The following is an 18419-nucleotide window of genomic DNA, read 5'->3' on the forward strand; positions in this document are numbered from 1 at the left end:
CGCGTCCGACCGCTGGCCGGAACGCGGCGGCACCGGCGATAGTTGATGCCTGCCTCCCACGGGCGCCGCGGCCGTACGGCCCGGTGCCCGCCCGCCCGTGGTGCCCGGCGCGTCGCCCGGCCCCACCCGACCGTGTCCGCCCGCCCGTCCGCACCGCTCGCGTTCCGTACGCCGCACCCGACTGGGGGAATCCCGATGACACCTTCCGCGCCCCGCCGCACCGTCCTCGCCGCCGCACTCGCCGCGGCCGTCACGGCGGCGGCCCCCGTCGCGGCCGCCGCCCCCCGCGGCGCCGCCCCCCGCGGCGCGTCCGGTGCCGCGCCGCGGGCGCCCCGCCCGAGGAGAACCGTGGAGTACCACGCCTGGACCACCGCAGCCGACTGGTCGCACGGCACCCACGACGGCACCGGACCGGCGCCGTCCGCCCGCGCCGGCATCCGCCTGCGGACCCCCGCTGGCACCGCCGAGTACCACGACCCGCACACCGGCTCCACCGCCGCCTGGGAGTACGCCACCTGGACCGGCCCCCACCACACCCTCACCGTCCCGGCCACCGAACTCATCGCCTCCTGGAACGCCCTCACCCCGCCCGGCACCTGGCTCACCGTCGAACTCCGCGCCGCCTACTCCGGCGGCGGCCGCACCCCCTGGTACGTCATGGGCCGCTGGACCTCCGGCGACGGCGACACGGACATCCGCCGTACCTCGGTCGACGATCAGAAGGACGGCCGCAGCAGCGTCTCCACCGACACCCTCGCGATCGACGACCCGGCGAGCGGTACCCGCTTCACCGGGTACGCCCTGCGCGTCACCCTGCACCGCACCCCGGGCACCACCGCCACCCCCACCGTCCACCGCCTCGGCGCGATGGGCTCGGACGTCCCCGCCCGCTTCGAGGTTCCGGCCTCCGCCCCCGGCCCGGCCGCGGGCCGCGAACTCGCCGTCCCGCGCTACTCCCAGGAGATCCACAAGGGGCAGTACCCCGAGTACGACAACGGCGGCGAGGCGTGGTGCAGCCCCACCTCCTCCCAGATGATCATCGAGCACTGGGGCCACCGCCCCGCCCCCGAGGACCTCGCCTGGGTCGACCCGTCCTACGCCGACCCCCAGGTCTGCCTCGCCGCCCGCCGCACCTACGACAACCAGTACCAGGGCTGCGGCAACTGGCCCTTCAACGCCGCCTACGCCGCCACCTACCCCGGCCTCCAGTCCGTCGTGACCCGCCTGACCTCCCTCACCGACGCCGAACACCTCATCGCCGCCGGCATCCCCGTCATCACCTCCCAGTCCTTCCTCGCCCCCGAACTCACCGGCGCCGGCTACGGCACCGCCGGCCACCTCATGACCCTCATCGGCTTCACCCCCGACGGCGACGTCATCGCCAACGACCCCGCCTCCCCGGACGACCCGGCGGTACGGCGCGTCTACCGCCGCCGCGAGTTCGAGAACATCTGGCTGCGCACGAAGCGGTACGACGCGAAGGGGCAGGTCAGGAGCGGTAGCGGGGGAGTGTGTTACCTGTACTTCCCCGTGAACTCAGCACCAACTCAGCACCGCGTCCTGCGGGACCTCGGGATCGTGTAGCGGTCACGCCGCCAGGTGGACCGACAGCTCCTGCGGGAGGTGGCCCTGGAAGGTCGTCGTCACCACTTGGCGGCAGCGCTCGCGCCCGTCCTGGGTGAGGTGCCCGTACTGGTCGACCGTGACCTTGATGGAACGGTGTCCGAGCCAGCGGGACACTTCGTGAAGGGCGACTCCATTCGTCAAAGTCAGGGTTGCCCATTTGTGACGGAGGTCGTGCGGTGTGTACGCGCGGAGTCCCAGGCGCTTGACGGCTCGATCCCAGGAAGCACGGACGAGGCAGGGGTGGGTCATTCCTCCCTGTTGATTGACGATGGGGAAGCGATCGGAGTAGGCGGAAAGGAAGCCGGGGAGCGGGATGTCACGCCACTCTCCTTCCTTTCGGTGCTTCAGGGGTGCGTAGCGTGCTACGTAGAGGCCGTTCTTCTCGCGGTTTCGAACTATTTGGCGCCGCAGACGCAAGGTGCCCTCTTGAAAGTCATCCGGGAAGACGCCAAGCGATTCTCCTATGCGGAGGCCGCCGCACGCCATCAGCCATATAGCCGGTTCCAGGCGCGGTCCGATGCTGTGGGCTATGGCTTGTATTTCTTCGAGGCTCGGAAGATTCCGCTCGTCGACCGGAATCACAGGGTTGGCGGGTTTCTCTGCTTCCCGGACGGGGTTGGTGAAGATGCGCTTGTGGCGCATCGCGTGGGAGAAGAGTGACGACAGTGCGATGCTGCGCGACTCGATCGTGTTCGGCTTGGCCCCGTCCTTCGCCCATCGGGTGTACAGATCTTCCACGTCTGCTGCCGTCACCTGTGCGATGGTCTTGCGGCCCAGATAGGGCAGGACGTGCAGTCGCAGGATCCGCTCGTACGACTCCCAGGTGCCGCCCGACAGGAGAACCGCGTTCAGCCAGTCATCGGCATAGCGGCGCAGCGAAACCTTCCCCGCGCTGGGATCGATGTAGGTGTTCTCACGCTTGTCGTTCTCCGCTTTGGTGGCGAAGTCCACCGCATCTTTCCTGCGGCTGAACGATTTCTCACGCTGCCGGGCACCGCGGCCGCCAGGCTCGCGGTAGCGCACAACCCAGCGCTTTCCCGAAGCGTCGGCGCCCTTGTCTAGGATCGTAGCCACGTGCACACCAATCTGTTTGAATCTGCCCGGAAGGTCTCTGGGTGGGGTGTGCTGTTGTAGCTCGAATTTCCGGCCGTGCAAAATGCGTTGTGGCGTGAGAATTTGGCAGCGGGACCTACCCGTTCCCTCTCTGCCGTCTGTGCTGGGAGCGGAGCTCGATGTGCTCGACCTGATCACGCGGCCATGTGCACTCCTGGAGGACACTCCGTTCGCCCTCGGGCCAGACATGCGGCCGCGAGAACCGCTGACCGCGTACTTCTTGGACCTGGTGAAGCACGTAGGGGCGGAGAGCCTGCGCGACTACGCGTACGATCTGATGGCGCTGGAAGGCTTCCTGGGCAGGTGCTCGATCCACCAACCAGTCTGCTGTCGGCTACGGAGCTGGTGGCCTTCCGCCGATACGACCTTGCGCTGCAGCCGTCCCCGGTGGGGCTGGCGGCGTGGAGGCGGAACTGGGTTTCGACCGAGGGGTTTTACGGCTGGGCGGTCGACGTGGGGCTGTTGGCGTTCCGTCCGCACCGGAAGCCATCAGGGCAGCTTCCTGCTCCTTCGCCCTCCCGAGGCAGGGGCCTGAGGAGTTCACCAGCTCATCTAACGGGCTACCCGCGACAACCTCACCGAATCTCGCTCAAGAATTAGTCGATAAATCTCCGAGTTCTTCCCGGCCTGACCTCTCCATTGGGTGAGGAAGCCGTGGTGGCCAGGGTGCGGGATGGTCTTCGCCCCGCACCCGTACGATGTGCGGCAGAAGTTCCTCGTACGCGGCCGCGGCGCCAGGCGCGTCCCCCGCCTTCGCCCCGCCACATTGCGAGGTTGCCGCGGGTAGTCGTGGCCAGAGGCATGCTCAATATCTGTTGGCCGGTGCCAGTATCCGTTCACCTGCCGTCGCAGAGGCAAGCCCGTGCACCGCCGTTCTCCAGCATGTGCGCAAGGCGGTGGCCGGTGTTGCGGACAGGCGCCGGTCGAAGAGGTCCAAGAGGCCCGCGACGGAGGCTGCTTCGGTGCCGAGTGTGTCGGCAGTCTCCGCAAGGGTTAAGCCCGCGAGCCGGTGCAGGACGACGGCATCGGCTTCGCCGGCAGGAACGAAGTGGTAGAGCGCGCTGGCCGGCGCGCCCCCGGTCGCAGTGGCGCGCCGGATGCGACGGGTGATCGTGGACCACGCGACGGTGGCGGTGCGCGGGCCGGCCAGAGCCTCGTGCCAGGTGAGCACGAGATCCCCCAGGGCGTGCTGGAGGACATGGGTGGCGGTGATGCGATCGGCGATGACCTGGCGGACGTAGCGCTGGTAGGCATCGTGGTGGAGCTGACAGAACGCCGAGAAGTCGACGGGCAAGGCCACCGTGACGGAGTCGCTGACTCTGTGACGGGGGCGCGCGGCGGTGGCGCCGGCGGGAGAGGGCGGCAAGGAGTTCCCCGAAGAGTTGAGAGCGAGTGGCGGTCAGCCGAAGGCACCGGCCGGCAGATGAGGCCCCTCATCGCCTGGATCTCGTGGCGTGCGGGAAAGCTCGTCGACGCGTTCCCACAGCACGCGCAGATCGTCGACGTCGCCGTACAACGCCCGCGTCAGGTCCCGCACGACCGGCCATCGCAGGCACGCGGCGGGGGGCAAACCGGGGCCGAGAAGATCGGTGACATCGTCCATGAGCAACTGCACGTCAGGGCGCCGCAGCAGAAGGTACAGGTCGGGCTGGAGGCTGGCCAGGTGCAGACCCCGCAAGGCGCCCTGAAGGGCGTGGACGGCATCCTCATACGTCTGGCAGTCGTCATCGACCGCGGGCGGCAGCCCGTTGGCAAGATTCCACAGGTAGATCAGGTCTCCGGAGTCGGCATCGCAGGCGCGAGCGAAGGCTTCCGCGACCTCCCAGGACGGAGTTCTCCCGCCGACCATGATCCGGTAGACGTACGACGTGGAGACCTCCATGCGCGAGGCCAGGGTCGACATCGAGCGTTCGCCCCACCTGCTGCGACGCAGATGGGACAGGGCGTGGGCCAGACGGCTGCCGGGCTCACCCGGCCGGGAGCGGTTGGCTTTGCCGACGATGACACGTCGTGACGCATGGGGCGTGAGCACCGTCCGGGTCTGGGCAGGGCGGCGCTGCTGGCGCCGCTGGAGCGCCTTGTTGACCTTCTCTTCCGAGAAGTTCCGCTTGAGCGTGCTCTCCGAGGTTTGCATGGTCTTGGCGATCTCGGGCCAAGTGACGCCGTTGTCCTTGGCCTGGCGGATCGCGACAGCGATGCCGTCGGCGGTGTCGCGTTGCAGGGCGACGTAGTTTTCGAGGAGCTCAAGAGGCAGGGCCGGGACAGGCTGACGTGCACTGCGGTCGACAGCCTGAGCGCGGGCGAGGGTGGACTTGCCGATGCGTCGGACCGCGTCGTCGTAGAGGCGTCGCGGCTTGACCGTCGTGCCGCTACGCGTGCGGTAGGAGGCGCTTCGGCACTTCGTGCTGCAGTACGTCCGGCGTCGGCCGGTCGCGGGGTGGCTGATGGGGGTACCGCACACAGGGCAGGTGCTGGTCTTCGTCATTGAAGTTCCCAAAGCGAACGAAGGTGTGGAGATGGCTCCGCGCGGGTCACCGCTCGGAGCTTTCGTCGCGCGAGGGGCGCGATGTGGGCACGCCGTGACGCAAAAGGCACATGAGGGCGCGCCGGAACACAGCAGAGCGCGGGCCGGGGGTCCGGCAGTCCCGGCTGCCGGACCCCCGCTTCCTCTACACCACCGTCTTGCAGCGCAGATGGAACGAGGAGCGGTTCGCGACGGCGGCCAGTGGCGTCGCCACCCCGACGAGGACCAGAGCCGGCACGCCGTAGATGAGCACGAGACCGAGGACGGCGGCGGCGACGAACGCGCCGCCGCCGATGGTGACACGCGTGTCCACAGACGTTTGACGTTGGCAAATGCGGTGCATGCTAGTTTCGAATCCGCTGGTCAGTGCCTTGTGCAGGCAGCGCACCAGACGCGAAGGAATAGGCACGTACGCCTCCTTGAACTTCGTGATCACGGGTGGTTGAAGGGCCCTGAGGGATGGTTGTCCGCCGAGCTCCCAGGGTCCTTTGGCCCAAAACCCTAGCCCTTTCCGCATACGGAGAGTCGCCAAATCATCACGAAAGCGCGATAGCTGTTCATCGTATGTAAGAAAGCAACGGGCGTCCCGCTCTCACCCGCGAACAGTGGTTCCCTTGTCGTACATGCCATCCGTCGGGATGACTGGCTTCGCCATATGCGCCTGCGAATGGCCAGACGTCGCTGGTGCCCCAATGTTCGACCGCCGTAAGTGGAATTTCATCTTCCAGTGCAGGTGCAAGGGCTACCGTCGCCTTAAGGGGCCCCTGTCCAGCATGGGATGTAGGGCTTCACCTTCATAAAGGCCACGCACTCATCTCTCGCTACCACCACGACCGAAGGAGAGCAGCCAAAACCTCAAGGAGGCCCACGACGCCCGCCTGTACCCGACGGCATACGCCCTGCCCCGGCCTTGCCCTCACCCCTGCGCGACGCGGCTGATGGCGTCCGCGTGAAGACTCCACCCCACCTGGCCACACTGACCGCAGGGGCCACCGTTCGGCCGGGCCGTAGCCCGACGCGCATCGCCTGCCCGGCCGCCTCTCGAAGCGGTCGCCCGTCACTTCGGCGTCGGCCTTTCCCGGGCGCTGACTGAGCAGGCAAGATCCATACCCATGAAGGTTCTGGTGATGGGTGGCACGTGGTTCTTGGGCAAAGAGGTTGTGCGCGGCGCGCTGCGGCGTGGCTGGGATGTCACGACGTTCACTCGCGGGCGCTCCGCACCTGACGTGCCGGGTGCGACCCCGGTTCATGGGGATCGGACGTCGCCGGAAGACCTTCAGCGTCTCGTCGGAAGTGGCCCTTGGGATGCCGTGATCGACACCTCCAGCTCCGACCTGCCGCCCCGGGATGTGCTTCTGGCGACCCGAACGCTGCACAACGCAGTTGCCCGATGGGTGCACATTTCGACGGTCTCCGTGTACGAAGGGTGGCCCCACGCCCCCCTGACCGAGGACTCCCCGCTGTTGGTGTGCCCGCCGGATGCCGATGAGGCCTTCGGGTACACCGGGGCCGACGGGTCGCCAACGAAGTACGGCTTCCAAAAGGCGGGAGGCGAGCGCGCGGTCACCGAGGTGTTCGGGGAACGGGCAGTGCTTCTGCGGCCCGGTGTCATCCTCGGGCCAGGCGAGTACATCGGCCGGCTGCCGTGGTGGCTGAACCGAGCGCACCGCGGGGGGCCCATCGTCGCCCCTGCGCCAGCCGGGCGTTGGATCCAGCCGGTCGATGTGCGTGATGTAGCAGCCTTCGCGCTGGATCAGGCCTACCGGGAAGCCGGAGCAAAGGGCGCCGCGTACAACATCGCCCATCCCGAAGGCATCGACTTCCAGGGGTTCTTGGCCGCTTGCCTGGAGGCGACCGGTGGCGCCGGCAGTCCCGTGTGGACCCCTGCCGAGCATCTGCTTCACCACGGGGTGAAGCAGTGGACGGAGCTACCGCTGTGGCGTACGCACGCTGGCGTGTGGGCCGTGGATTCTGCGAGGGCAGTTGCGGCGGGGCTCCGCTGCCGACCGATCCGTGAGACGGTTGCGGATACCTGGGCCTGGCTGAGTGCCGGTGGCCACCCTGTGACGCATCCTCGGTGGGCGAAACACGGCATCGCCCCCGAGAAGGAGGAGAAGATCCTCGCTTCCGGGGGCGACGGCCTCTGACCCAGGTCAGCTCTCCAGAGCGGCCAGCGCCGCCCCGGGGCCGAGCTGGTGTGCGTCGGACATCCGGGTGAAGTCCTCGATACGGAGCGCGAGTTCGCGCGCGGCGGGGACAGGAGCGAACCGGCTGTTGGTCAGCATCCGGCGCACCCGCGCCGTACGGGCCAAGAGGCCGGGTGCCCGCTGGCCCCGCGGCACCTCCCATACCGGCGTCATTGCGTGGACTGCGCCATCGAGATCTTCTCGAAGAAGCCGTGCCATGGCCAGGTCGGCAGCGGCGCCACCGACCACCCTGACCGCTCGCCCCGCGGCCGGCCTGGCAGATGCGAAAGCCAGAGACTGCTTCGCTGCCGCTTCAGCTCCTTCCGCGTCCCCGATGAGCAGGAAGGTGGAAGCGTTCGACATGGCGAGCCTCTCGGCACTGAACCCGAATTCACCCGCCACTTCGTCGTGCAGATCGTCTCTGCTGCCAAGCCCTTCCGACTGGGAGGACTCCAGGGCCCGTCGGGCAGACGAAACATCGCCCAGATGACCGTGCGCTCGGGCTTCGATGGCGGCAAGACGTCGTCGTCCGACGTCGCCGAGCCCGTCGAAGGACTGGGCCCGACGCGCGACCTGCGCGGCCTCATTGGGCATCCCGGAAAAGTACGCGATGTAGCTGAGAATTCCTCCGGCGAACGCTCGCAGCGGATCGAACCTGGCCGTTTCCCCGTACAGGCTCGCGGCACGGGAGAGTCGTCGCGCGCTGTCGAATGAGCCGAGGTCGAAGGCTGCTGTGGCGAGCAGCGCACACGCTTGCCCCGCGAGAATCAGCAGTTCTTGCTCCTGGGCAGGTACCTGAGTGCGCTCGCGTTCCGCCTCTGCTTCCTCCCTCAGCTTCTTCGCTTTACGGAATACGTCGAAAACGGCGACGCTGCTGTAGCTGCGTGCCAGGTTGATCACGTCATCGCGCAGCTGATCAAGCGTCGTGTCGGAGATGGAGTCGGCGGCAGCTGCCCGAGCTTCGCTCTGGGCATCACGTGCGGTCATGGCGATCTCGTCTTCCAGGTTGAACGCGGCTTCGGGCAGTTCCGGCGAGGGCGGCGGCCCGAACAGGTTCGCAACTTCCACACCGAACATGGCTTCCACAACACGGCTCGCATCGGCTCCAGGAAGGGCCACTCGCCCAGAGGTCCATCGTCGGAACTGCGATTCGGAGACGGACAGGTTCCGGAGACCTATTTCATCCGCCTTCCGTCGAAACTCGCGCTCGAAGTCGACGTAACGCAAACGGCGTTGCTCCACCAAGACCTTGAGCAGCGTTCCGTTGGTCTGCCCCATGCCGGCTCCTGTTCAGCACTTGCGCTCGCGGATCCCTCTCCCTAGAGGAGAACCTTCGAACAGGCGCTAGTGCAACACCTTCCCGGCACATGACGTGTTGACGCTATCCGCACGACATCTTTGCCACCGAGATGAGCCGCATGTGGCACCCGCTACGCCATGGCGATGGCACCCGTCGGTGACTGACTCTGGGGCATCTCCGCTCCACCTTTCGTGGAGCGACCTACGTAGTTCTGCCTGCCCGATTTCAAAGGTGGGCTTCGAAATGGACGAGAGGGCCACGATGTCTTTCCGGCACACGGTGCACCCTTCAGTCCGTCCTGCTCACGTCAGTAGGACAGACCGACTCCTGCGGCTCATCAGCAGGCTTCACGACGACTACCTGGCCGAGTACGACGACGACCTCAACGCCGTACTCGGAGCTGGCCCGGAGGGGATTGCCGGGAGCCGCCGGACACCTGGGTTGATGCGGCGCCAACCCGATACCCCCACCGCTCAGGGGCCGGATGCCGGCTCCGAGCGCGTACTGCGCGCCCAGCGGTTGGACCGTCTGCTGGGGCAGGCCGTCAACATGGCCCGCGCCGCCGCCCGTCGCTGCCCGTCGTCGGAGTTCGCTGGGGCGATCGACCGTGCCGACAAGCTCCGCACCGGGCCGACCGCAGCTGCCAGCGCCGATGAAGCGCATATCCGCCGGATGGCGATGGCTGCCCAGGATTTACTCGACAGGCTGGATCCTGGCGACGCCGCCGCGCCACTGCCGACGTTCGACCTGCTGCCCCGGGGGTTGTGGTGCGCGTGAGCAGGCCGCTGCCGTCCGCGTACTGGGCGCACCTGGACCGCACCAGCGCCGGTGGTCTGTCGGTCGGCAGAGACACCGACGGACCGGTCCCGCACAGCCTCGTGGCGCCGAGCCCTGGCTCGGCCCTGGAGTGGATGCGCGAATCCGTCCGTGCGGCCCTGCTCGACCTCGACCGCGCCGGTTTCGACTGCGCGTGGGGGTGGCTGGGGGATCACCGCGCCGCCGCCGACGCCGCGGCCGGCCTTCTCCAGGGACACCCCACTCGCTTCGCCGTGACGACGCCGTCGGGTTGCTGGTCCTGGAGCGCCGCGCCTGTCGGCGCCCTCCTGCCCCTCACGTGCCATGCCCCGCCGTCTGCAGCCTTCGCGCGGCCGCGTCCTGGAGGCCCCCGCGCGGAGCCGCTCCCTCTCCTTGCCCGCGACCGACTGACCGTCCCTGAAGGGAATTTCTGACTTCATGTGCGCCCATACCCCGCCGTGTCCCTCTGCCGATTCCACCGACCGCGACGCTGCGCACCCTGTGGCGGCCCATCCCGAACAGGGTTGGAGCCTGTTGTGCAACGGCGTCCTGCTCTTCGACGACACTGGCGAACTGCTGCCGGGCGGCGAGGCCATCGGGCCGCGCCGCCCGCAGGCCCGCCTGGCGGTGGCCGTGTGAACACCGCCTCCGTGATGCTTTCGATGGTCGAGGGTTACGCCGACCTGGAGCTGTGCGTCCGACGGGGCGGCCCCTCGGGGCGCTTCCGGCTCAGCTACACCTCCGAGGCACCCGGTGACCGGGACCTTCGCGATGTCCTGTGGGACCGCGATGCCCCGGCCGGACAGCGCGACCGCATGCTCTACCTGGACTGCGCGATGTGCGGGCAACCCGTCCGGCAGATACGCAGTATCCGAAAGCCTCGGCTCGGCCCTGGGCTGCTGTTCCTCGTGCCGGGCGGCGAGGACTTGGAGCGGACGGTGCGGACGGTGCTGCCGCCGGTGTGCCTGGCGCACACGCCCGCGGCGGTACGGCAGAGCATGGCCTTTCAGCACGACCATGCCGCGCTCCTCGTTTCCGAACATCGCCTCTACGGCGTCATCGGCACCCCGTACCGCTGGGCCGGTCACTACGTTCAGCCGCTCCCGCCGAGCGACGACCCCGTGGCATACGGATCGTTCGAGGCGCGCTGGCGCCTCGCCCGCCTCCTTGTCCGTGAGCTGACCGAGTACACCGTCGTAGACCACGCCGACCTCACGGAGGCACGGTGACCACGGCGCTCCCGGTGTACCCGCGGCGGCGTACGGCTCCGGTGGACCACCACCGACTACGCCCTCGTCGTCCTGCCCGACTGCCCCGCGCAGGAGGACGCTGCCTCTTCTCCGGACACGACGGTGACCGCCGATGACCCAGCCCCCGCCCTCCGAGCCCCGATGCGCCTGCGGTGAACCGGCCGTCGAGGACTTCTACCTCGACTCCGCCTCCGGCCCGGTGCGCACGGTCTCCCTCTGTCGCTTCTGCCGTTACGTCCCCAACGGCGCCCCGTCTCCGGCGCTCTGGGCCATCGCAGCCCGGGGACTCGGCTCTCTCCCCGGCACGTCAGCACCGGACGCACCCCGGTGACCACCTCTTCCAGACTTTCCGCAAGGAGAAGCGCATGACCGCCGAACAACCGCTGCGCGTGGGCACGTACAACATCCGCGACGGCGGCGCACCGGACTCCCAAGACTTTGCCCGCCAGCTCGACCTCGTCGCCGGGCTCGACATCCTGGGCATCCAGGAAGCGAAGCACTGGAACCGTGACCGCGAACGCCGACTGCACGACGCCGCCCGAGCCCTGGGAATGCGGCCCTTGCTCACCCCCTCGGCCAACCACGGCTGCCATCTGCTGCTCCTCGTCCGGGCGCCTCGCGTGCGGATTGTCGAGCACACCCCCACCATCGCCGCGGGAACTTTCCACCACGCCGCCAGCCGCACGCTGATCGAGGTCGACGACCGGTACCGCATCACCGTCCTGCACACCCACCTCAACCCGTTCAGCCCCGACATGCGGCTGGCCGAGACCGGCTGGCTGACGGAGTACGCGGAAGAGGGCCGCCGCACCCTGCTCCTGGGCGACCTCAACACCATTGGGGCGGACGACCCCGACCCCGACGACTGGTCCGACATCCCCTGGCACCTGTACTCCCGGCACCGCGAGATCCGGTCCGATGGCACGTACGGCGGTGCGGACCGCCGCGCAATCCGTGCCCTGTCGGTGGCGGGATACGCCGACCCCTCCACCCACCTCGGGGTACCTGCCGTGCCGACCACCGGACACTGGCCGGGCGCCGAGGAATGGATGCGCAGGAGCGACTACGTACTCCTCTCCGAAGCCCTGACCCCGGCCCTGACCGACTGGCGCGTTGTCGACACCCCGGTCGCCCGCATGTCGAGCGACCACCTTCCCGGTATCGCGACCCTCGACCTGGGGGCCCTCGTCCCGTGACGGTCCCCGAGATCCCGTACACGGCGGCGTGGCCCCAGGAGACCGACGTCACGCCGCCCGTCACCGTCCGCGTGAGCCGGAGCGGCTACCCGGCCCTCGCTTTCCGGGGCGAGATGCCTCACGATCGCGACCACCACGGCGTCCTGTGGCGCCGCCAGATCATCGCCCCGGGACGCGGGCGTCCTGTTGCGGGGCGCGTCCACTCTCACCGGCAGCGCACCGCGATGACCGACCTGCTGTGCCATGTGTCCGCCGACCCCGCCCTCAGCGGACACGCACTCCACGACACCCCGCCCTCCGGCGAACTCTCTGCGAGCAGGACGCTGTTCCTCCTCAGCGCCGAAGTGCGCGAAGGGCATGTGACAGCCACACCACCGTTGTGTCACCGCTGCGCGCCGCGCGTGGCGCGCGCCCGCGGCAGCCGCAAGCGCAGCTACACCGCCGTCCTCGTCGACGAGGTCCGCCCTTGGGGCGTCGCCGGCCTCCTCTACGACCCCACGACCCTCCGCCCCCACCCCGCCGCGGACGGCGGCCTCACCGCCGTCCGCTACCGCAGTCCCCGGGCCCCCTGGGTCGTCGCCCACCAAGCCCTCATATCCCTCCACGGCATCACCCCCGTACGCCTGAAACTCCGCAGCTCAGCCGCCTGACGGCCCCCGACAGCCTGACATCCCCGTCCCCGGCAGCGCTGTGCCCGCACAACGACAGGAGAGTTCATGCTCACCGCACCGACGTACCGCAGTGTGGAGGGGGCCTACCTGGGCCTTCTCCGCCTGGCGTCCACCAACTTCGAGCAGCGCATCGACGCGCGGGGTAACGCGGCCCGGGAGGTGACCGGTGTCAGCTTCCGGTTGCCCGATCCGCGTCAGCGTCTCCCGTACCTGAAGGCGCGCAAGGCGAATCCGGTGTTCCACTACGCCGAGGCGCTCTGGTACCTCGCGGGGCGCCGGGATCTGGAGATGATCGGCTACTACGCCCCGTCGATGCGCGCCGGTTCGGCCGACGGCGTCACCCTCGGCGGCTCCGCCTACGGCCACACGCTCTTCACCCCGGCCGACGGCGATACCGTCGCCCCGTTCGACCGTGCCCTGGATCTGCTGCGCACGGAGCCGGACAGCAAACGGGCGTACGTTCCCGTCTTCTCCGCCCGCGAACTGGAGGACGGCAGCAACCCGGACGTGGCGTGCCTGGCCGGCCTCCACCTCATGGAACGCGGCGGACGCCTGCACATGGTGTGCCACATGCGGGCGAACGACCTCGACTGCGGCCTGCTGTCCGACGTGTTCTCCTTCACGATGATCCAGGAGTACGCGGCCATCCAACTCGGTCTGGAGTTGGGCCCGTACACCCACACCATCGGCTCCGCGCACGTCAACGACCGCAACGCGGAGCGGGTCAGGACGGTGCTGCACGAGGCGGACGTCCGGCCGAACCCGCTCAGCTTTCCCGTCACTTCGATGCCGGCGTCGACCGGCCCCGAAGTCCTCGAACGCGTCCTGGAGCACGAGGAAGCGCTGCGCACGAACACGGAGTCGTACTCGGCGAAGGACATCGCCGGCCTCGGCATCGAGCCGTACTGGCAGCAGGTGATCGTGTTGTTCGAGACCTACCGGCAGATCGTGCACGACCAGGCCGACGCCGTCAGCCCCGACATCCTCGACGCCCTGGACCCGGGGCTGCGGTGGCTCGTCGAACACCGCTGGGCCGCCTGCGCACCGACCGGGGGAGCGGGGCGGTGAGGGGCAGTGTGGACTTCAACCGCTGGGCGGTGGTCCTGTGCAAGCCCGACGCGGTCGAGCGGGGGCTCGTCGATGCCGTGCTGGAGCGGATCGAGGACGCGGGCGTCGTCGTGCGTGCCCGCACGGAGCTGGTCGCCGCGGCATGGCAGGCCCACGTCGCCTTCCGCGACATGCTGGCCGATCCCGGCCGCTTCCCGCCGGACCTGCCCTCGCGCCTCGACGACACGTATGCCGGACAGCCGGTCACCGTCGCCCTCGCCCACGGCGGCCCCGACATCCACGCCCGCCTGCGCCGGCTGATCGGCCACACCGATCCGACCCAAGCTGCTGCCGGCACCATCCGCGGCGACCTCGGCGCGGACAGCCTCGCCGCCGCCGGCCGGGAGAAGCGCCTGGTGAGGAACCTGGTGCACACCTCCGACGACCCGCCCTCCGCACGCCGCGACTTCGGCACCTGGTACGGACCCGGCCGAGCGCTGCAGGTCTCCGACTTCTCCCGCTGCTCGGTCATTCTGTGCAAGCCCGACGCGAGCGAGCGTGGACTGGTCGACGCCGTGCTGGAGCGGATCGCCGCCGCGGGCGCCACGGTCACGAACCGGTGCGAGACCACCGTGCAGCCCTGGCAGATCCACGTGCACTACTGGGACCTGCTCGCCGGCGCCGACCGGTTCCCCGACCGGGACATCCCCGCGTGCCTGGAACAGGAGTACGCCGGACGCCAGGTCACCGTCGCCCTCGCCCACGGCGAGCCCGGCATCCACGCCCGGCTGCGTGACCTGCTGGGCCACTTCGACCCCACCCACGCCGCACCCGGAACGATCCGCGGCGACCTCGGAGCCGACAGCTTGGATGCCGCGCTGGCCGAGCGGCGCCTTGTCCGCAACCTCGTGCACACCTCCGACGACCCGGACGCGGCCCGCCGCGACGTCGGCACCTGGTTCGGCGCGACCTACCGCGAACTGCTGACACAGCCCGTCCCCGCCCAGAGCACCCGCCCGATACCCGACACGCTCCAGCCCAGGAGGACCCCGTGAACGTCCCGGTTGACCGGACCCGCCGTCCCCTGCCGATCCTCTCCGCCGACCAGGTCGGCAGTCTCAAGCCGGCGCTCGCCGACGTGATCGAATACCGAAAGTCCGGGTTATCGCTGAACTGGATCGTCGGCTGCCCGCTCGACTGTGGCTACTGCGTCCGGCACCTCTTCGACAACTTCGAGATGAAGGTGCCCCGCCGCCTCATGGACGACGAAGCCGCCGCCGAAGCACTCGTCGGTCACCGCTACTTCCGCCCGCACCGCACCCCGATTCAGCTACTGAACCGGGCGACCGACCCCATGCTCCCGGCCGTCAAACCGCACCTGTTCGCCGTGCTGCGCAACCTCGACCAGCGGGGGCTGACCAACCACGTCCTGATCATCACCCGCTGGCGCGTCGGCGAAGAGGACTGCGCCGTCCTCAACTCCTTCGACAACCTGCGCCTGACCGTCCTGGTGACGCACTCCGGCATCACCGACGAGCGGATCGAACCGGTCGACTCCGCCATCGCCGCCCGCAGCCTGCGCACCCTGCACGACAACGCCGAGCGGTACCGCGCCGTCCTGTACTGGCGGCCGATCGTGCCCGGCCTCAACGACAGCGACGCCCACCTGGCCCGCGCCCGCGAACTGTCCGCCCACGCCCACGCCACGGTCTTCACCGGCCTGTTCTTCCGCAACGAGATCGCCGACTACTACCAGGCCCACGGCCTGCCGATGCCCTACGACGACACCGCCCGCCGCAAGATCATGCCCGAGGCCGCCGAGCAGCGGATTCTCGACCACTTCCGCACCCCGGACAATCCCTCGGCGCCCTGGGGGGCGCTGTTCCGCAAGACCAGCTGCGCCGTGGCGTACGCGCACGGTGAGGCCGACTACAACGGTCACTACGGCATCCGGGAGCTGTGCGACATCTGCCCCGCGGAGCAGATCGCGCGGTGTAAGTCCGCGTGGGGCCAGCCGGACCTCGCCGAAGTGACGAGGGAAGCCCGCGTGTTGGGCGCGACCGGCACGGTGGAGATCGACGAGCGGGCCATCATCGTCGAGGGACTGGACGAGCCGCCGCGCTACTTCCTCCAGCACGGCCACGGCTATCAGTGCCACGACCGCGACAAGCCCCACCACTACCGCCGGCACGGCCGCGCCCCGATCGGCTGGACGGCGAAGGACGGAACGATCACGCCATGAACTTCTCCTCTTGGCCCCCGCTGCTCGTCGTCGACGTCGAGGGCAACGGCGCCACGCCGCCCGACCTCGTCGAGGTCGCCGCCCTTCCGGTGCGCGACGGGCGCCCGGACACCGGCACGGCGGGCGCGTGGCTGACCAGGCCCAAGAAGCCCGTCACACCGTTCGCCGCGCGCATCCACGGCCTGACGAACGAACGGCTGGCGACCGCGCCGGGCTGGGAGGAGATCTCCGGTCAGGTCCACGCGCTGCTGGACGGCGCGTGGATCTGCGCCCACCACGCCCACGTCGACTACCGCGTCCTGCGAGCCCACCTTCCGCAGTGGCAGCCCGCCGGCGTCCTCGACACACTCCGGCTCGCCAAGGCCGTCCACCCTGGTCTGCCGAAGTACTCCCTCGACGCGCTGCTCGCCCACGTCCGGCCCGACCTCACGCAGGCCCCTGCCGTCGGACGGCACCGGGCCACCTACGACGCCTACGCCACCGCGCAGCTCCTGCTCGCGCTGGCCGCGCACTTCGAAACCTGGGGCCAACTCGTCGCGGCGGCCGTGCCGCCCGGCATGCCCGGCGCCCCCGAACCAGAAACGGACCCCACCCTATGGTGAACAACCCCTTCCGCATCGGCGTGCTCGGCGCACCCTCCACCGGCGCGACCCAACTGCTGCGCCGAATCGAGATAGAGCTGCGCGGGCACGGCGTCGCCGTCGCCCGCACCGGCGGCATCGCCAAGCGGGCCGCTGCCGCCGGCCTGCCGAAGATGCAGCACCACACCGATACGTCCACCGAGTGGATCATCGGGCAGACCATCGCCGACGAAGCCCTCGCCGCCCGCACAGCGCAGGTTGTCCTCGCCGACCGCGCCGTGCTCGACGCCATCCCCTACTACACCGCGGCGCTCGCATACCGCGACGACGACCGGGTCGCCACCGAGACCTGCCTGATCGCCCGCCGCTACACCACCGTGAAGTACCACGTCCTGCTCGCCACGGTCCTCGACCCCGAGATACCCGTCGATGCTGCCCACCCCATCGACCCGCGCTACCGCGCCCTGGTCGACAGCCACCTCCACGACGAGCTGGGCGGCTCCTTCCTCGCCCACTCCACGCGCCGTGTCACCAGCGCCGCCGACAGCAAGGACGCCGCTGTGCAGCACGCCGTCGACGCAGCCCTGCGGGCGGTGGCCGCATGACCGGCACACCACCCGGCGGCAGCCTCCACCTCGCCGGAAAGACCGTCTCCCGCCTGGGTCTTGGCACCATGCGCCTGACCGGCCCCGGCACCTGGGGCTACCCCGACAACTGCGCCGGCGCTCTCAACCTGCTCCGCCACGCCGTCCACACCCACGGCATCACCCACCTCGACACCGCCGACGCCTACGGCCCGCACACCGTCGAACACCTCATCCGCGAAGCCCTTTTCCCCTATCCGGAGTCGGTGCTGATCGCCACGAAGGTCGGCATGCTCCGCACCGGCCCCGACCTCTGGCACCCCCACGGCCACCCCGCCTACCTCCGCGCCTGCGTCGAAGCGAGCCTGCGGCGCCTCGGCGTCGACCAGCTCGACCTGTGCTACCTCCACCGCATCGACCCCACCATCCCGTTGGCCGACCAGGTAGGCGTGCTGCACGCGCTCCAGGGCGAAGGGAAGATCGCCCACATCGGCCTGTCGAAGGTCACCCCCGAACAGATCAAGAACGCCGGCCACCACATCCCGGTAGCCGCCGTGCAGAACGTCCTCAACGCCACCGCCGACCACCACGACCCCGCCCTCGACCTGTGCCGAACCCTCAACATCCCCTACGTGCCCTACCGGCCGCTCAACGCCGGAACCCTCGCCCGGGACACGGACCCCGGAGCCGCCCTCCGCTGGCTGCTCGACCTCGGCCCCCACGTCGCCCCGATCCCCGGCACCAGCTCCCGCACCCACCTCACGGAACTGGTGAACTCCCTCACCCAGGAGCCCCCGGCCCCCGCCGAAAGGGCACCGCAGTGAGCCCCGGCTCCGGCACCACGCGCGCTCCCCGGTGCCCGTACGAGAACTGGCGCCCCGCCATCGACTGGGCCGTGGTCGTCATCCCCGTGGAGAACGACCGCCTCGTCGTCATCGACACCAGCGGATACGGACACCTCGGCCTGCCGGGCACCGTGGTGCCTCCCAGCACCGACCCGGCCGAGGCCGCGCGATTCACCCTCCTCGGCCATGAGACCGGCCTGCCGATCACCGAGCGCATCGCCGTCGAGCGCACACAGACCCGCCGACGCCAGGTCAACGCCCACCTCTTCCGCACCGCCACCCTCACCCACCACGAAGCCGCGACCTTCCGCACACGCGACGGAACCCTCACCCGGATACTCACCCGAAGGGACGCCCTGCCCCTTCTCCCCACCCGAGCCCGCGAACGCGCGCTGAAGGCACTCGCCTCCTGAACCGAACCCTTGTGAGGCCGGCCGAACCGTTCGGCCTCACAAGGGA

Annotated in this window: 19 protein-coding genes; 14 read left to right on the forward strand and 5 right to left on the reverse strand. The window is 69.5% G+C overall.

Annotated elements, in window-relative coordinates; genetic code table 11:
• Positions 1-195: 195 nt before the first annotated feature.
• Positions 196-1584: a peptidase C39 family protein gene (locus tag ACGH2B_RS24795; protein WP_399094005.1), complete on the forward strand. Its 1389-nt coding sequence runs from the start codon at positions 196-198 to the stop codon at positions 1582-1584.
• A 3-nt stretch (positions 1585-1587) separates the two neighbouring features.
• Here the strand turns inward: ACGH2B_RS24795 and ACGH2B_RS24800 are convergent, their stop codons facing one another.
• The 4 genes from ACGH2B_RS24800 to ACGH2B_RS24815 form a co-directional block, all read right to left on the reverse strand.
• Positions 1588-2700: a tyrosine-type recombinase/integrase gene (locus ACGH2B_RS24800; RefSeq protein WP_399094008.1), complete on the reverse strand. Its 1113-nt coding sequence runs from the start codon at positions 2698-2700 to the stop codon at positions 1588-1590.
• 844 nt (positions 2701-3544) lie between these two features.
• On the reverse strand, positions 3545-4033 hold the full coding sequence (locus tag ACGH2B_RS24805; protein ID WP_399094011.1) for a hypothetical protein: 489 nt from the start codon (positions 4031-4033) through the stop codon (positions 3545-3547).
• Positions 4034-4138: 105 nt separating this feature from the next.
• On the reverse strand, positions 4139-5224 hold the full coding sequence (locus tag ACGH2B_RS24810) for a helix-turn-helix domain-containing protein (RefSeq protein WP_399094014.1): 1086 nt from the start codon (positions 5222-5224) through the stop codon (positions 4139-4141).
• Between the two features lie 184 nt (positions 5225-5408).
• On the reverse strand, positions 5409-5576 hold the full coding sequence (locus tag ACGH2B_RS24815) for a hypothetical protein (protein ID WP_399094017.1): 168 nt from the start codon (positions 5574-5576) through the stop codon (positions 5409-5411).
• Positions 5577-6375: 799 nt separating this feature from the next.
• On the opposite strand from ACGH2B_RS24815, the gene ACGH2B_RS24820 reads away from it, so the two are divergent.
• Positions 6376-7410: an NAD-dependent epimerase/dehydratase family protein gene (locus tag ACGH2B_RS24820; protein ID WP_399094020.1), complete on the forward strand. Its 1035-nt coding sequence runs from the start codon at positions 6376-6378 to the stop codon at positions 7408-7410.
• A gap of 6 nt (positions 7411-7416) precedes the next feature.
• On the opposite strand, the gene ACGH2B_RS24825 is transcribed toward ACGH2B_RS24820, so the two are convergent.
• Positions 7417-8727 carry a DNA-binding protein gene (locus tag ACGH2B_RS24825; protein ID WP_399094023.1) on the reverse strand — a complete coding sequence of 437 codons (1311 nt, stop codon included), beginning with the start codon at positions 8725-8727 and terminating at the stop codon, positions 7417-7419.
• A 265-nt stretch (positions 8728-8992) separates the two neighbouring features.
• Between ACGH2B_RS24825 and ACGH2B_RS24830 the strand changes: the two genes are divergently transcribed.
• From ACGH2B_RS24830 to ACGH2B_RS24885, 12 genes are all read left to right on the forward strand, one after another.
• Entirely contained in the window at positions 8993-9526 is a 534-nt protein-coding gene (locus ACGH2B_RS24830; protein WP_399094026.1) for a hypothetical protein, read from the forward strand.
• Positions 9527-9982: 456 nt separating this feature from the next.
• Positions 9983-10183: a DUF5999 family protein gene (locus ACGH2B_RS24835; RefSeq protein ID WP_399094029.1), complete on the forward strand. Its 201-nt coding sequence runs from the start codon at positions 9983-9985 to the stop codon at positions 10181-10183.
• Positions 10180-10773, forward strand: coding sequence for a hypothetical protein (locus ACGH2B_RS24840; protein WP_399094032.1), 594 nt, complete (start codon positions 10180-10182; stop codon positions 10771-10773). Before ACGH2B_RS24835 ends, ACGH2B_RS24840 begins: the two co-directional genes overlap by 4 nt.
• A 386-nt stretch (positions 10774-11159) precedes the next feature.
• Positions 11160-11990, forward strand: a complete 831-nt coding sequence (locus ACGH2B_RS24845) for an endonuclease/exonuclease/phosphatase family protein (RefSeq protein ID WP_399094035.1) — start codon at positions 11160-11162, stop codon at positions 11988-11990.
• A complete protein-coding gene (locus tag ACGH2B_RS24850; RefSeq protein ID WP_399094038.1) occupies positions 11987-12640 on the forward strand; it encodes a hypothetical protein in 654 nt (217 codons plus the stop codon). Before ACGH2B_RS24845 ends, ACGH2B_RS24850 begins: the two co-directional genes overlap by 4 nt.
• 66 nt (positions 12641-12706) lie before the next feature.
• Positions 12707-13729: a thymidylate synthase gene (locus ACGH2B_RS24855; protein WP_399094041.1), complete on the forward strand. Its 1023-nt coding sequence runs from the start codon at positions 12707-12709 to the stop codon at positions 13727-13729.
• Positions 13726-14763: a nucleoside-diphosphate kinase gene (locus ACGH2B_RS24860; protein WP_399094044.1), complete on the forward strand. Its 1038-nt coding sequence runs from the start codon at positions 13726-13728 to the stop codon at positions 14761-14763. Before ACGH2B_RS24855 ends, ACGH2B_RS24860 begins: the two co-directional genes overlap by 4 nt.
• Positions 14760-15950 (forward strand): radical SAM protein, encoded by a 1191-nt coding sequence (locus tag ACGH2B_RS24865; protein ID WP_399094047.1) that lies wholly within the window; start codon positions 14760-14762, stop codon positions 15948-15950. The genes ACGH2B_RS24860 and ACGH2B_RS24865 overlap by 4 nt, the downstream gene beginning before the upstream one ends.
• A complete protein-coding gene (locus ACGH2B_RS24870) occupies positions 15947-16552 on the forward strand; it encodes an exonuclease domain-containing protein (protein WP_399094050.1) in 606 nt (201 codons plus the stop codon). Before ACGH2B_RS24865 ends, ACGH2B_RS24870 begins: the two co-directional genes overlap by 4 nt.
• Positions 16546-17136: an AAA family ATPase gene (locus tag ACGH2B_RS24875; protein WP_399094053.1), complete on the forward strand. Its 591-nt coding sequence runs from the start codon at positions 16546-16548 to the stop codon at positions 17134-17136. Before ACGH2B_RS24870 ends, ACGH2B_RS24875 begins: the two co-directional genes overlap by 7 nt.
• On the forward strand, positions 17133-17939 hold the full coding sequence (locus ACGH2B_RS24880; protein ID WP_399094056.1) for an aldo/keto reductase: 807 nt from the start codon (positions 17133-17135) through the stop codon (positions 17937-17939). Before ACGH2B_RS24875 ends, ACGH2B_RS24880 begins: the two co-directional genes overlap by 4 nt.
• Positions 17936-18373: a hypothetical protein gene (locus tag ACGH2B_RS24885; protein ID WP_399094059.1), complete on the forward strand. Its 438-nt coding sequence runs from the start codon at positions 17936-17938 to the stop codon at positions 18371-18373. Before ACGH2B_RS24880 ends, ACGH2B_RS24885 begins: the two co-directional genes overlap by 4 nt.
• Positions 18374-18419: the final 46 nt, after the last annotated feature.

The organism is Streptomyces sp. BBFR2, assembly GCF_044497305.1.
GTDB lineage: Bacteria > Actinomycetota > Actinomycetes > Streptomycetales > Streptomycetaceae > Streptomyces.